The organism is Clostridium sulfidigenes, assembly GCF_052067195.1.
Classification (GTDB): Bacteria; Bacillota; Clostridia; order Clostridiales; family Clostridiaceae; genus Clostridium_J; species Clostridium_J sulfidigenes.
In genome coordinates, this window is record NZ_JBQHQR010000011.1 from 1 (window position 1) to 14,533 (window position 14,533).

The 14,533-nt window shown below is 30.3% G+C and carries 16 protein-coding genes and 1 tRNA gene; 1 reads left to right on the forward strand and 16 read right to left on the reverse strand.

All coding sequences use genetic code 11. The features are described from left to right. Positions 1 to 25: 25 nt before the first annotated feature. Positions 26 to 110, reverse strand: a tRNA-Tyr gene (locus tag ACTNBA_RS12780). 421 nt (positions 111 to 531) lie between these two features. Then, entirely contained in the window at positions 532 to 1,182 is a 651-nt protein-coding gene (locus ACTNBA_RS12785; RefSeq protein WP_441074544.1) for a hypothetical protein, read from the reverse strand. Between the two features lie 97 nt (positions 1,183 to 1,279). On the opposite strand from ACTNBA_RS12785, the gene yyaC reads away from it, so the two are divergent. Then, the gene (yyaC, locus tag ACTNBA_RS12790) at positions 1,280 to 1,810 is read left to right on the forward strand and encodes a spore protease YyaC (RefSeq protein WP_035135412.1); all 531 of its coding nucleotides are present in this window, start codon (positions 1,280 to 1,282) and stop codon (positions 1,808 to 1,810) included. Positions 1,811 to 2,140: 330 nt separating this feature from the next. On the opposite strand, the gene ACTNBA_RS12795 is transcribed toward yyaC, so the two are convergent. From ACTNBA_RS12795 to atpA, 14 genes are all read right to left on the reverse strand, one after another. Beyond that, positions 2,141 to 3,175 carry a rod shape-determining protein gene (locus ACTNBA_RS12795; protein ID WP_441074546.1) on the reverse strand — a complete coding sequence of 345 codons (1,035 nt, stop codon included), beginning with the start codon at positions 3,173 to 3,175 and terminating at the stop codon, positions 2,141 to 2,143. 96 nt (positions 3,176 to 3,271) lie between these two features. Continuing rightward, on the reverse strand, positions 3,272 to 3,526 hold the full coding sequence (spoIIID, locus tag ACTNBA_RS12800) for a sporulation transcriptional regulator SpoIIID (RefSeq protein WP_035135408.1): 255 nt from the start codon (positions 3,524 to 3,526) through the stop codon (positions 3,272 to 3,274). Between the two features lie 121 nt (positions 3,527 to 3,647). Then, the gene (locus ACTNBA_RS12805; protein WP_441074549.1) at positions 3,648 to 4,340 is read right to left on the reverse strand and encodes a peptidoglycan DD-metalloendopeptidase family protein; all 693 of its coding nucleotides are present in this window, start codon (positions 4,338 to 4,340) and stop codon (positions 3,648 to 3,650) included. A gap of 137 nt (positions 4,341 to 4,477) precedes the next feature. Continuing rightward, positions 4,478 to 5,587 (reverse strand): stage II sporulation protein D, encoded by a 1,110-nt coding sequence (gene spoIID / locus ACTNBA_RS12810; RefSeq protein WP_441074550.1) that lies wholly within the window; start codon positions 5,585 to 5,587, stop codon positions 4,478 to 4,480. A gap of 146 nt (positions 5,588 to 5,733) precedes the next feature. Further along, positions 5,734 to 6,987 carry a UDP-N-acetylglucosamine 1-carboxyvinyltransferase gene (gene murA / locus ACTNBA_RS12815; RefSeq protein WP_441074552.1) on the reverse strand — a complete coding sequence of 418 codons (1,254 nt, stop codon included), beginning with the start codon at positions 6,985 to 6,987 and terminating at the stop codon, positions 5,734 to 5,736. Between the two features lie 28 nt (positions 6,988 to 7,015). Further along, on the reverse strand, positions 7,016 to 7,720 hold the full coding sequence (locus tag ACTNBA_RS12820) for a hypothetical protein (RefSeq protein ID WP_441074554.1): 705 nt from the start codon (positions 7,718 to 7,720) through the stop codon (positions 7,016 to 7,018). Positions 7,721 to 7,958: 238 nt separating this feature from the next. After that, positions 7,959 to 8,486, reverse strand: coding sequence for a hypothetical protein (locus ACTNBA_RS12825; RefSeq protein ID WP_441074556.1), 528 nt, complete (start codon positions 8,484 to 8,486; stop codon positions 7,959 to 7,961). Between the two features lie 110 nt (positions 8,487 to 8,596). Beyond that, the gene (locus ACTNBA_RS12830) at positions 8,597 to 9,130 is read right to left on the reverse strand and encodes a hypothetical protein (RefSeq protein WP_441074557.1); all 534 of its coding nucleotides are present in this window, start codon (positions 9,128 to 9,130) and stop codon (positions 8,597 to 8,599) included. Between the two features lie 14 nt (positions 9,131 to 9,144). After that, positions 9,145 to 9,789, reverse strand: coding sequence for a permease prefix domain 1-containing protein (locus ACTNBA_RS12835; protein ID WP_441074559.1), 645 nt, complete (start codon positions 9,787 to 9,789; stop codon positions 9,145 to 9,147). A 2-nt stretch (positions 9,790 to 9,791) separates the two neighbouring features. Then, positions 9,792 to 10,124 (reverse strand): PadR family transcriptional regulator, encoded by a 333-nt coding sequence (locus ACTNBA_RS12840; protein WP_051824263.1) that lies wholly within the window; start codon positions 10,122 to 10,124, stop codon positions 9,792 to 9,794. 210 nt (positions 10,125 to 10,334) lie between these two features. Then, positions 10,335 to 10,601: a F0F1 ATP synthase subunit epsilon gene (locus ACTNBA_RS12845; protein WP_346874122.1), complete on the reverse strand. Its 267-nt coding sequence runs from the start codon at positions 10,599 to 10,601 to the stop codon at positions 10,335 to 10,337. Between the two features lie 23 nt (positions 10,602 to 10,624). Further along, complete coding sequence (atpD, locus tag ACTNBA_RS12850; protein ID WP_150844164.1) at positions 10,625 to 12,016, reverse strand: F0F1 ATP synthase subunit beta; 1,392 nt, start codon at positions 12,014 to 12,016, stop codon at positions 10,625 to 10,627. A 92-nt stretch (positions 12,017 to 12,108) separates the two neighbouring features. Further along, on the reverse strand, positions 12,109 to 12,972 hold the full coding sequence (gene atpG / locus ACTNBA_RS12855) for an ATP synthase F1 subunit gamma (protein WP_035135397.1): 864 nt from the start codon (positions 12,970 to 12,972) through the stop codon (positions 12,109 to 12,111). A gap of 32 nt (positions 12,973 to 13,004) precedes the next feature. Next, positions 13,005 to 14,519 (reverse strand): F0F1 ATP synthase subunit alpha, encoded by a 1,515-nt coding sequence (gene atpA, locus ACTNBA_RS12860; RefSeq protein ID WP_441074561.1) that lies wholly within the window; start codon positions 14,517 to 14,519, stop codon positions 13,005 to 13,007. Between the last annotated feature and the right edge of the window lie 14 nt (positions 14,520 to 14,533).

Genomic DNA, 14,533 nt, shown 5'->3' on the forward strand with positions numbered 1-14,533 from the left:
CCCAGCTGAGCTATGCGACCTTATATGGTGGAGGAGGACGGATTCGAACCATCGAAACGAAACGTAACAGATTTACAGTCTGCCCCCTTTGGCCACTCGGGAACTCCTCCATAATTTTAATATAACTAGATTTTCGCAGTAGCTTGACCTGAGCTAATTTCCAATCTTTTACATAAATAAAAATGTCACTAAACTGACAAGACTTAGTATACAATTATATTGATTTTTTTTCAACCCCTTTTTTCAATATTTTTATAAAAATTTTATTGTTTTTTTCTCAATTAATCATATTTTTTTCATTTTAGGCATTTTGTCACTTAAATTTAAATCATTATACTAATTAAAAGCATTAATAATAAACTATTATTTCAATATATTTAATTTATTTCTTACACGATAATACCTGAAACCCGTATGAACAGAACAACTATTTTTATAGTTCTCTATTTTAATAGTTCTCTAGGAAACTAGATATCTATTTTCCTAGAGAACTATAAGTATAAGTTTATATTTAAATAGTTATTTATATAATTAATTTCCTTCTACTTTGTCCATATCTATATATTTAGAAAATATCTTCTTTAATTCTTCTATTTGCTCTTCATCTACCTTACGCTCTATTACATTGAGAGTTCTTAATACAGCTAATCGTTCATTATTATAAGTAAGGAATTCGTTTATCTCTGAATAGTCTTCTTCATTCAACTCTTTACATATACCTATTATCTTTGCCTTCTCTGAAATTGTTAACTCATCTATTAATTCTTCTGGTGGTACCTTCATTACTTTGTTCTTTTCCTTAACCTGCTTATTATATTTATCAAACTCTATTTCATCAATTTTAACTATTTCATTATCACTCTTATAAATTTGATTTAGCTGATTTTGCCTTTCTCTATTAGCTTGAATTCTTCTTTTTTTTAATTCTTCATCTGATACAATAGTTTCATTAATCCCATTATTTTTAATTAAATCCTGTGAAGTATTTGCCTCCATATTCTCCTTTTCTATACCAGTAGTAATTTCTTTATTATAATTTTCAGCTTTCTCACTGCTTTTAGCTATAACCTTATTTTCCTCTTTGTAATCTAAGTTTTCATTACTTATATTAAAGCTCACTAATGCTATTATATTTACTATTGTATATAGAATTATGATCACAGAATATCCCTTTCTATTCATAACATATCCTCCTTAAATAAAAACTATCTAAATTATTCCATATTTTTTAGAATTTATACCGAAGTTGCTTCATATAAATTCATATGGAGGTGTTTCTGTGAGCAAAGTTAAGATTCATTACAAAGATTCATTAGGTTATTATACCTTATCCAACTTTTTAAAAGATGAATTAAATGCAAACACAATTATTGTTTGTATAGGAACTGATAGATGCATTGGAGACTGCTTAGGTCCTCTTATTGGTAGCATGTTAGAAGAAAAATTTTTTCCATTGCCAGTCTATGGAACTATAGCTAATCCTATACACGCATTAAATTTAGATAGTAAACTATCGGATATAAAATTAAAACATCCAGATTCTAAAATTATTGGTATCGATGCTTGTCTTGGTCCTCCTAATAAAATTGGCGAGATACAAGTTCGAGATTACCCCATTAATCCTGGAAAAGGTGTTGGTAAATCTCTTTCCCCTGTAGGTGATATATCAATAATAGGTATTGTCGATTCTAGCGATATTGATGAACCCTTTACAAGTAGAAATATACGATTAAATCTAATTTTGGAAATCTCTAAAGTAATAACTCAAGGACTTGTTCATGGGTATTATCTCAGCTCATTATGTGATTAATAATGAACAATTATCATCTAGATATTATATACGGTACATGGACTTATTTAACTATTTATACTATTAAAATCTTTTTAACAACCCTTAATTTTAAAGATAGAATTATAGTTTTTATTAACTCTCCCTTTCATAGAAAATGAGTTCCTTACAACAACTAGAAATGATACAAAATAAAATATACCTACTATACAAATAAATATTTGTATAGTAGGTATATTAAATCACATTTTTATATTTATATAACCTTTATTTTTAACTTCTATTGTTAGACATCATATAAACTTATTTACATAATTTAAAATATAGGTTTAATATTCTAACTTGTACATCTTAACTATTTATTGAAACATTATATCCTGTAAAAGAATCGTCTAACTTATCTACATAGTCAAGCATTTTCCCTGTTCCAATAGCTACACAAGATACTGAATCTTCTGCTACATATACTGGTACATTAGTAACTTGTTCAATGAGTTTGTCTAATCCATCTAATAAAGCTCCGCCACCAGTCATTATTATACCTTTATCAGCTATATCTGCAGCCAGTTCAGGTGGTGTTTTTTCTAGTACAGAATGTGCACATTCAGCTATGGAAGTAACGGCTTCTTTTAATGCCTCTTCCATCTCACTAGAACAAACTGTGATATTTTTAGGTAGTCCAGTTATAAGATCTCTTCCTCTTATCTCTGCCTTCACTTCCTCATCTTTAGGATATGCGCATCCAATGTTTATTTTAAGTTCTTCTGCTGTTCTTTCTCCAATCATTAATTTATGCTTTTTCCTTATGTAACGAATTATAGCATCATCAAAATCGTCTCCAGCAACTTTAATAGACTCTCTTACAACCATTCCTCCTAGAGAAATTACTGCTATATCGGTGGTACCTCCACCTATGTCAATAACCATATTCCCACTAGCTTTAGTTATGTCTAACCCTGCTCCTATAGCTGCTGCCAAAGGTTCTTCAATTAATAAAACCTTTTTAGCTCCTGCATTTCTTGCCGCATCCTCAACAGCTCTTCTTTCTACTTCAGTAGCCTCACATGGTACACACATTACAACTCTTGGTGTTGACATCTTTCTCTTACCGCAAGCTTTTTTTATAAAGTGCTCTAACATTTTTTCTGTAACATCATAATCTGATATTACCCCATCTCTAAGTGGACGAATTGCAACAATATTTCCTGGCGTCCTACCTATCATTTTTCTAGCTTCTTCACCTACTGCTAAGACCTTATTGGCACTTTTATCTATTGCTACAACTGAAGGTTCTTTTAGTATTATACCCTTACCCTTTGTGTAAACCAGTACTGTAGCCGTACCTAGGTCTATTCCCATATCTGTTCCTACACCGAAAAAAAACATCTTAAAATTCACTCCTGCTCTCTAGTATTTTCTTCTTATTGAAATACTATACAATATTTACTAAAACAATATACACCTATTATATTACTATTCTACCTAACCTTCAATTGTTTTATATTTCATTTTAGTAGCTTTTCCACCTCTAATATGTCTTTCAGCTTTATTTAGATCTAAGATGTTTTTTGCTTCCTCTGCTATTTGAGCATTTATTTTAGGTAATCTCTCAGTCATATCCTTATGAATTGTACTTTTACTTACACCAAATACCGATGCTGTTTTTCTTATTGTAGCCTCGGATTCTATTATATATTTTGCTACTTCTAGTACTCTATCTTCAATATAGTCTTTCAAAGCGTTACCTCCTTAACCCTTCTATAATTATAAATATGCTAACTTCCTTATTTAAATTACATTCTTGCTAGCCTTTTACTTTAAAGTTTAAAAGCTAGCAAGAATATTAATTCTATTTTAGTTATTTCTTATAACTAACATATTTAGCTGGGTCTACTTCTTTTCCACCTTGTAATACTTGGAAGTGAAGATAATCTCCATATTCCTCATATGCAAGGTTTGTAGTTTTACCTACAGCCCCTATTTCTTGACCAGCTGTAACTTTATCTCCAGCTTTAACTAGAACCTGTTCTTTAAGGTTTCCATATATTGTAGTTAGTCCATTTTGATGGTCTATTTCTACATAGGTACCTTCTGTATTTGCATCTACTTTTTTAACCACTCCAGCACTTACTGCTACAACTGCTGAACCTTCTGCAGCTTTAACATCCATAGCTAAGTGATTTTTATAACTCTTAGTTGTTGACCAATATACTGGATCTTCAGAATATGCTCTACCTAAAGTACCTTCTACTGGATTTTTAAAACTAACTTTAGTTTGAGATGAAACTGCTGCAGTATCATCATTCTTAACTGTTGGTACTGGCTCAAGCTCCTCTTTAACTTGTAATGCATTCTCAGGTTTTTCTGGTTGAGTTACAACTTCTTTTTCTGTTTGTTCTAATGCTACTTTATCTTCTTCAGAATTCTTATTGTTATTTCTTCCAGCTGTTATAGCTGCAACTGTAGCAACAGCACATAGACAAACAAATAAAATTACATAGAAGCCTTCTTTTTTGAAAAATTGCTTCACTTTATTAAGTTTATTGTTCATAAAAACACCTCCATCAGTATTGTGGACGTTTATTGGGAAATTAATACACTATAAGAAAAATTTTTTCTTATTTATCTCATCTTTTTCATATTTTTTTGCTAAAAACTAAAAAAATAGGGCAAAAGCCCTATTTCTTTCTAATTTTCATTGATATTTTTTATTTCAATACCTGTATAATAATGTTTTAAAATCTCTTCACAACTCTTGCCTTGGCTAGCCATTACATTAGCTCCCCATTGACTCATACCTACTCCATGACCAAAGCCATTACAATTTATAGCAACTTGATTATTTAAAAACTCTAAAGAGAAGTTAGCGGAATTCAATCCAAACAACTGTCTAAATTTAACCCCTGTTATAGTAACATTGCCAAGGGTTATTTCTTTCACTGACCCACCATCTGTATAATTATTTATTTTAATATGATCTTGTAGATTAGCAGGTGATAAATTTGCATTACTATAACTGCTATTAACCACTTGCGCAAATCTGTTTATGTCTATAGTTTCCGTACTTTTATATCTTGGTGCAATATCTTCACCTAAACTTTCAACACTTCTAAGATAAGGTAGTGCTGTAGAAAATACATCTTCAACATTTTCAGTTTTTCCACTACTTGTAGAGAAATAATAAGCCCCCAATACTAATTCATTATTATATGTTAATACCTGTCCTCCAGTCTCATTCACCACATCTTCAACTAGTTTCCATTTATTTTCTCCACCTATACCTAATTGAGCTATTTTTACTTCTTTGGGTGTATATACCTGACAGTGAACAGTATCACACAAATCTGCGCCTCTTCCATTGGCACATCCACTTGATACAGCTTTTGTATGAGCTAAGGTATATGTCCTTGCTGCTATAGCTTGCGCCTTCAAAGCCTCTTTATTAAAGTTTAATGGCATCTCACTACATACTACGCCCTTAATATATTCTTCTAAAGGCATCTCTATAATCCTATTTTCCTTTGTCAAATAAACCTTTATTGTATCTACATCTAGCTTAAAGGAAATGCCCTTATTTGATTTCTCACCTTTATTTTTAGATTGCATCACTTCTATAGCCTGTGATGAGTCATTTCCTTTTTTACCTATATTACCTCCTTCACCTAATATCAATTTATAGGATAATATTAGAAATCCTAGTAATACTGCTGAATAAATAGCCACCATCAATATTGGTTTAATAATAACTATAGCTTTATCATAATTAAAATTTATTTTAATCCTCCCATAGTACTTCACTTTTCTTCCTCCTAATAAATAAACTTCTCTCCTATACTAGATAGACTTAGTTATATTTATTATTACATTTATGGTAATATGCTTATAATTTTGTAAATATAAAAATGCCCAGCCTTAAATTAAAAGCTGAGCTATATAAAGTATAATTATATTCTAGTTATTTCTGCGCCTAGAGCATTGAGTTTATCCTCTATTGTTACATATCCTCTATCTATATGGTATATGTGATCTACTATAGTCTCACCCTTAGCACATAAACCTGCCAGAACCAGTCCTGCTCCTGCTCGAAGATCTGGTGCTACTACTTCAGCTCCTGTAAGCTCTTTAACACCTTCTATTGTCGCAATTCTTCCGTTAACATTAATATTAGCTCCCATCCTTCTTAACTCTGCCGCCTGCATAAACCTATTTTCAAATATAGTTTCTGTCACACTGCTTCTTCCAGGTGTAATACTTAATAATGTCATCATTTGTGATTGCATATCTGTTGGAAATCCTGGATGAGGCATAGTCATAATATCTGTGGGTTTTAATTCTACATCTCCATCTACAACAATTTTACTTCCGAATACATCAATCTTAACACCCATTTCACGTAATTTAACTATCACTGACTTGAGATGTTCTTCATCTACACCTTCTATTGTAATTTTACTTTTTGTAATGGGTGCTGCTATTATAAATGTTCCTGCTTCAATCCTATCAAATATAGGTGTATACGAAACTCCTTCTAATCTTTTTACTCCTGTTATGCATATCTTACCACTTCCTGCACCTTGAATCTTAGCCCCCATTTTATTTAAAAAATTTGCTAAGTCTACTATCTCAGGTTCCTTAGCTGCATTCTCTATAAAAGTATCTCCTTTAGCAAGAGTTGCAGCCATCATCAAGTTCTCTGTGGCTCCCACAGATGGGAAGTCTAAATAAACTGTATTACCCTCTAATTGTTCTGCAACTACTTCAACATATCCGTGTTCCTCTTTAATTGTTGCTCCTAAAGCTTTTAGTCCCTTCAAATGCAAATCTATAGGTCTAGATCCTATTTTACATCCTCCAGGCAGAGAAATTTTTGCCTTTCCAAATCTAGCTACCATTGCACCTATAACTAGGAAAGATGCTCTCATTTTTCTTACTAAGTCATTATCTATACCTTCATATTTTAAGTTTTTTGTATTAATATCAATTTTATTATTATCTCTATCTATATTAACCTCTGCTGAAAGGGATCTTAATACCTCACATAGTACAAATACATCTTCTAGCATAGGTGATCCATTGATGGTTGATACACTATCTGTTAGTATAGTGGACACTAGTATTGGTAATACAGCATTCTTGGCTGAACTTATGTTTACACTCCCTTTTAATCTACGGTTTCCATTTATATAAAATTTACTCATGTTAATCCTCCATTTAAAATGCTATTTCTTAGTATGTTATCCTGATTACAGGTGTCCCCATTATTAAATAGCATCCTGAGGAATATCTAACTATAGCACAGTTAAAATCTATCTCCTCACCTAGTATTATTTCTTTATCGTATAAATTTGTATTGCTTATAATACTATATCCATTACTTATTTCTACTTCATCAATATTTTGTGCTTTATTTAAATATAATTGCTTTAAAATCACATCTCTTGTTTCATCTATTGTGCCGTTTAAGATTTTACTTTTTACATATAGTGAGTATTCCACCTTACTACTAATTGGGGATAAAATTTCTTTAATTTTCTTTTCTACAGTTTTTTCTTCATCAATATCTAAATTAGGTTTACAAATAGAAATTCTTAGTACAACATCATATCCTTTACCATAATCAGCTATTGAAATCCTTCCATCATATTCTTCATGGTTATAATCTATTTTAAAACTTAAGTCCTTATTAACTTCTTGGTAAACTTGTCCCATAGCCTTTTCTATATTAGTTGTTATAGTTTCATATATATTTTCTTTACTTTCTTGACTATAAAACCTGCCCTCCACTACATATTCCTCAGTAGAAGCATTTACACTATTTAATATTCCACTAAACATATCCTCTTCACTCTTCCCATAAAAGGTTTTATCCCTTATAATTAATATGCTTAATGTGAACATCACCACAATTAATAACTTACTATATAACTTCATACATATCCCACCTTAATATAAGAATAAATCCACCTATATTAAATCATTAACTTTTTTACTTTTTTTATTCATATTTACATATAATGTAATCAGTTATATTTTTATTTATACTAATAATATATAGCAACTTTTAAAATGTGTTCATAAATAAATTACTTTTTAATATAATGTAGAAAATAAAAAGATAATTTATGAAATCACATAAATTATCTTTTTATTTCTATCTTTAAATTATGAATTAAAAGTCTTTTTCATCTAAGATTTCAAATAAGTTATTCTGATTTATTAACCAATTACCCTGTTCCTCAGAAAGATATATATCCTTATCTATTTCATGTTTTTTTACAGTTTCCTCTTTATCATTCTTTATAACCCAATCAAAAGAAATATTGAACCGTCTCATATCATCGGATTTTTCTTTTTCTTTTATATTTAGATTTTCTATTTCTACAGTACACTTTTTAAGGTAGGATTGTCTTAATCTATGCGAAAAAATCAACATAGTTTCATAGCCATTATATCCTTCTTCAGTCATATATTCAGCAAACTCTTTTGCATCTTCAGATAACTTATCTCCAGGTACATAACCTTTAGTTACATATTCATGATACATCTCTATATCTTTTTCATCTACAATATAATGCTTCTCAATAAATCCTCTTATTGTATCTTCTGCCTTATCCTCTTTTGAATTACATCCTGTTAAAACTAATGTTGATATTACTAAAAATGTGATAATGAAAATGTTTAGTAATTTACTTTTCATGATTTCCCTCCAAAATATATTTAATTTCAAGCAAAATATTTAATTATAACAAAGATATAAAATACTTTAATGAAAAAATTTCATATCCTATAATAGATATTTTATAAATACTACCACATCACGAAATCAGTATATATAATTTCAAATCTATTATATCCATTTATGAGCCACTGTCCATTTTCTTTTGAAAGATACATATCTTTATCTACCTTATGTTCCTTTACTATCTCCTCTTCATCATTCCTGATAATCCAGTCAAAAGAAACATTAAAACATCTCATATCCTCAGACTTTTCTTTTTCAATTATTTTTAAATTTTCTATTTCTAAAGTACAATTTTTAGCATAAAGTTCTTTTAATCTATTGTAAAAATATCCATCTGTCCTATATACCTCAAATCCTTTTTCAGATAAATATTCAGCAAATTCTTTATCAGCTTTTGTTAACTTATCTCCTATTCCATAACCATTTTTAACATATTCGCCATATGCTTTTACCTCTTCTTCATCTGCTACATAATGCTTCTCAATAAATCCTCTTATTGTATCTTCTGCCTTATCCTCTTTTGAATTACATCCTGATAAAACTAATGTTGATATTACTAAAAATGTGATAATAAAAATGTTTAGTAATTTAGTTTTCATAATACCCCCTATATTTACTTAAATTTAAATACTTTCTTTGAATATATAAAAAAATACAATATCATATCTAAAAATAATGCTATATAATAACTTTTTTCTACTCTAAAAACATTGACTATCCCTTTAGAAGCCATGACCCATAACATACTGATGAATATATTTAAAATATTTATAACAATAGCTTGAATCTTAAACTTAATAGTACGACTTGTAAAAATAAAATTCATAAAGGTCCATATAAAAAATATTATAGTTCCTATTATAAATACTATAAAACTAAATTTAGATAGGATTCTAATGTTATAATTTGATATATCTATAAGACCTATAATTTTTAGTCTCACAAGTAATTGAATAATTATATATATAAGCACACATACATAACTAGATTTAAGGATAAATAAATATTTAGTATTATTAAATATACCTGATATTCCTTCCTCAAAGTCAGAATTATTGCCTATATTATTCTTAGCTATTTCAAAAGCCTCTTCCTCTGATTTGCCTGATTCCACTAAATCACTAACTTCAGTTATAATGTAACTTTTTAATTCTTCCTTTAATTCCTTAACTTCTAATGTATCTTCAAAAGCTGAACTAAAGAGCTTTCTTAAGTATCTATTTATTTTTCTCTTTAACTTAATACTTAAATTATTCACTATTAACTGCCCCCTCTAAACTTTAAAATAAGCTCTGTTATCTTATTAAAATCTCCATTCAATTTATTAAGTTGAACTTCACCTTCTTTTGTAATTAAATAATGCCTTCTTTTGATTCCATTATCTCCTTCTATTACTTTAGATGTGATAAAGTTTTGTTTTTCTAATCGTTTTAAAGCTATATATAAAGTTCCTGTTTGAAGTTCAAAGTTATCCTTAGCAGCTATATTAACTAGTTTCATTATGTTATATCCATAAATATAATCATTACCTTTAATAATAGATAAAATTAAAATGTCTATAAACCCTTTTAATAACTCTTTATCTATTTCCAATCACACCCCTCCTTTTACTTAATATATATAATATTATTATATGTAGTAATACTATATATAGCAATACTATTCTCGAAATATTTTTATTATTTTGAATATTTTATCGGATTTTATTCCTATACATTTAAAAGGAGCACATTAAATGATTTTCATATCATTTAATGTGCTCCTTTAGTTTATATAAATATTTGAAATATATGGTACCTAAATTTATTCTACCCACTGTGCTATAGTACAGAGAATACTAACATTATTTTTTCTTACCTTTAGGACTCCGTCAGAAGTATTAACTTTGTACTTCTTTCCATCTGCATCTTCAAAGGTTGTTATTGTTGGTATAAGTCCTGCAATTATAGCAGAATGATCTGGAAGAATTCCTAGTCTGCCTTCTGTAGTTTCACAGTTTAAAGAGACTGCATCTCCTTTAAAAAACTCACTCTCTGGAGTAATTATTGTAAGCTTAAAGACCTTTTTCATATTTTATCACATCCAAAATAATATTAACCCAAAGTCTTAGCTTTCTCTATAACATCATCTATTGTTCCTGCAAATAAGAATGCTGACTCTGGTAAATGATCATGTTTACCTTCTAATATTTCCTTGAATCCTCTTATTGTTTCTTTTATAGGAACATATCTACCTTTTAAACCAGTGAATTGCTCTCCTACTGTAAAAGGTTGAGATAAAAATCTTTGAACTCTTCTTGCTCTATTAACAAGAACTTTATCTTCATCTGATAATTCATCTACACCTAATATAGCTATAATATCTTGAAGTTCTTTATACCTTTCAAGAATATACTTTACTTGAGTAGCTATTTCATAATGTTCCTCACCAACAATTCTAGGATCTAGTACTCTTGAGCTTGATTCTAATGGATCAACCGCAGGATATATTCCAAGCTCTACTATAGCTCTAGATAGAACTGTAGTTGCATCAAGATGGCTAAATGTTGTTGCTGGTGCTGGGTCAGTAAGGTCATCAGCAGGAACATATACTGCTTGAACAGAAGTAATTGATCCACTGTTAGTAGATGTTATACGTTCTTGTAATGCCCCCATCTCTGTTGCTAGGGTTGGTTGGTATCCTACAGCACTTGGTATTCTACCTAATAATGCAGAAACCTCTGAACCAGCCTGAGTAAATCTAAATATATTATCTATAAATAATAATACATCTTGACCTTTATCTCTGAAGTATTCAGACATAGTAAGTCCTGTAAGTGCAACTCTCATTCTAGCTCCTGGTGACTCATTCATTTGTCCAAATACTAAAGCTGTCTTATTTATAACCCCTGAATCTAGCATCTCATTGTATAAGTCATTTCCTTCTCTTGTACGCTCTCCTACACCAGTGAATACTGATAATCCACCATGTTCTCTAGCTATATTGTTGATTAATTCTTGTATAAGTACAGTTTTACCAACTCCTGCACCACCAAAAAGTCCTATCTTTCCACCCTTTTGATATGGTGCTATTAAATCTATAACCTTTATACCAGTTTCAAACATTTCTGGTTCCACAGATTGCTCAGCAAAGCTTGGAGCTGGTCTATGAATTGTATAATAATTATTAGTATCAAGAGGACCTTTTCCATCTTTAGTTTGACCTAATACATTGAACAATCTTCCAAGTACCTGTTCTCCTACAGGCACTTCAATAGGTCTTCCTGTATCTATAGCCTTAACTCCACGTTTAAGTCCTTCTGTTGATTCCATAGATATAGTTCTAACTATATCATCACCTATATGTTGTTCAACCTCAGCAACTATAACTCTACCATCCATCTTAATTTGGATAGCATTATAAATGTTAGGCAATGAGTCTGTGTCAAATTTTATATCTATTACTGGTCCAATAATTTGAACTACTTTACCAATACGTTGTGCCATATTAATTCGCTACATCTAACTATATTAACATATAAGTTAAATATAACTCCTCCTATCTATACTTTTTATATAGGTTACGATATAATGGCTTATTAACTTTGTGCTTGAGCTCCACCAATAATTTCTGAAATCTCTTGAGTGATAGCCCCTTGTCTAACCCTATTATATTTTAACCTTAAAGAAGCTATTAATTCATCTGCATTTTGAGTCGCACTATTCATTGTTTCCATTCTATTTCCCTGTTCTGAAGCCTTAGAATTTATCATTGCATTAAGTATCATTGCATTACAATAGGATGGTACTATTGACTCTATAAGCTCTTCTTTGTTACCTTCTATATCAAATTCATCTTCACCAATATGGTCTTCTTCACTTTCTTCAAAAGTAAGAGGCAATAATCTACACTCTTTTGGTTCTTTTACTATTGGATTTTTAAACCAAGTATAAAGTATACTTACTTCTCCTACTTTTTCTTCACTAAACATATTGAAGCTATACTCAAAGATACTCTTAGCTTCAGTAGCTGTAGGCACATCAGAGATAGTTTGATTATATTTATCTAATGTCTTAATCCTATGTCTCTTAGCTAAGCTTTTACCTTTTTCACCAATAACTGCTATTAAATAATCCTCTTCATGGCCTTTAGTTATTTCTTTAAGCTTATCTATAACATTATTATTATAGGCACCGCACATTCCCATATCTGAAGTTATAACAATGATTAATTTCTTTTTACTTCCATTGGATTGCATATATCTATTTTCTTTTGGCAGTGATGGAATTACTTCATTCATAACTTCTCTATAGCTTTTAAAATACGTGTCATTTGTATATAAGGATACCCTTACCTTTTTTAGTTTAGATGTTGCTACTAAGGCCATAGCCTTAGTAAGCTTTTTTGTATTCTCTATAGATTTTATTCTCTTTTTTAAAATAACTAATCCTGCAACGCCCATATTTTCACCTCCTAAAAATTTAGGTGATATCTCTAAATTTCAGTTAAAAATACTTTTTTAAATTCAGTTATGGCCATATTAAGTCTTTCTTTTATTTCTGAATCTAATTCTTGTTTTTCTTTTATAGAACTTGGGATATCTCTATAATGAGTACCTATATATTCTAAAAATTCCTTTTCAAAAGCTTTAACCTTATGAACTGGAATATCGCTTAAGAAATCATTAACTCCGCAATATATTATTATTACTTGCTTTTCTACATCCATAGGAGCATATTGTCCTTGCTTTAATATTTCTATAAGCCTTTTACCCTTTTCAAGTCTCTTAACAGTTTCCTTGTCTAAATCTGATCCAAATTGAGTAAAGTTCACAAGTTCTCTATATTGAGCAAGTTCTATTCTAAGGGTTGATGATACTTGTTTCATAGCTTTAATTTGTGCATTTCCTCCAACCCTAGATACTGATATACCTGCATTTACCGCTGGTCTTTGACCTGCATGGAACAAGTCAGATTCTAAGAAAATTTGACCATCTGTTATAGATATTACATTTGTAGGAATATATGCTGTAACATCTCCTGCTAAAGTTTCTATTATTGGAAGAGCAGTTAATGATCCTCCTCCTAAGTCATCAGAAAGTTTTGCAGCTCTTTCTAAAAGTCTTGAGTGAAGATAGAATACATCTCCTGGATAAGCTTCTCTTCCTGGTGGTCTACGAAGTAATAATGACATAGTTCTATAAGCAACAGCGTGCTTAGACAAATCATCATATACTATAAGTGCATCTCCACCTTTATACATAAAATATTCAGCCATTGAACATCCTGAGAAAGGTGCTAAATATTGAAGAGATGCAGATTGTGATGCCGTTGCAGCTACAACTATTGTATAGTCCATAGCCCCTTCAGCCTTTAGTGTATTAACTATATTAGCAACAGTTGACTGTTTTTGACCTATAGCTACATAAACACAAGTTACATTTTTACCCTTTTGATTTATGATAGCATCTATTGCTAATGCACTTTTTCCAGTCTGTCTGTCTCCTACAATTAACTCTCTTTGACCTTTTCCAATTGGAATCATAGAGTCTATAGCCTTTATACCTGTTTGCATAGGTCTTTTTACTGATTGTCTCTCTATAACTCCTGGTGCTTCTACTTCTACAGCTCTATATTCTGAAGTTACTATCATTCCGTTACCATCGATAGGATTTCCTAGAGAATCTACAACTCTTCCTATAAGAGCTTCACCAACAGGTACTTCTACTACTCTACCCGTTCTTTTTACTATATCGCCTTCTCTGATACCTTCTTCAGAACCTAATAATACGCACCCAACATTGTCTTGCTCTAAGTTAAGGGCAATTCCATATACGTTATTAGGAAATTCTAATAGCTCTCCTTCTAAACAATTATCTAATCCATATATTCTAGCTATACCATCTCCAATTTGGATTATAGTACCAGAATCTATAGTGTTAATGTGACTTTCATATCTATCTAATTCTCTTTTTATAATAGATGTTATCTCACCTGGTTTAATATGCATGATTCCACCTCTAT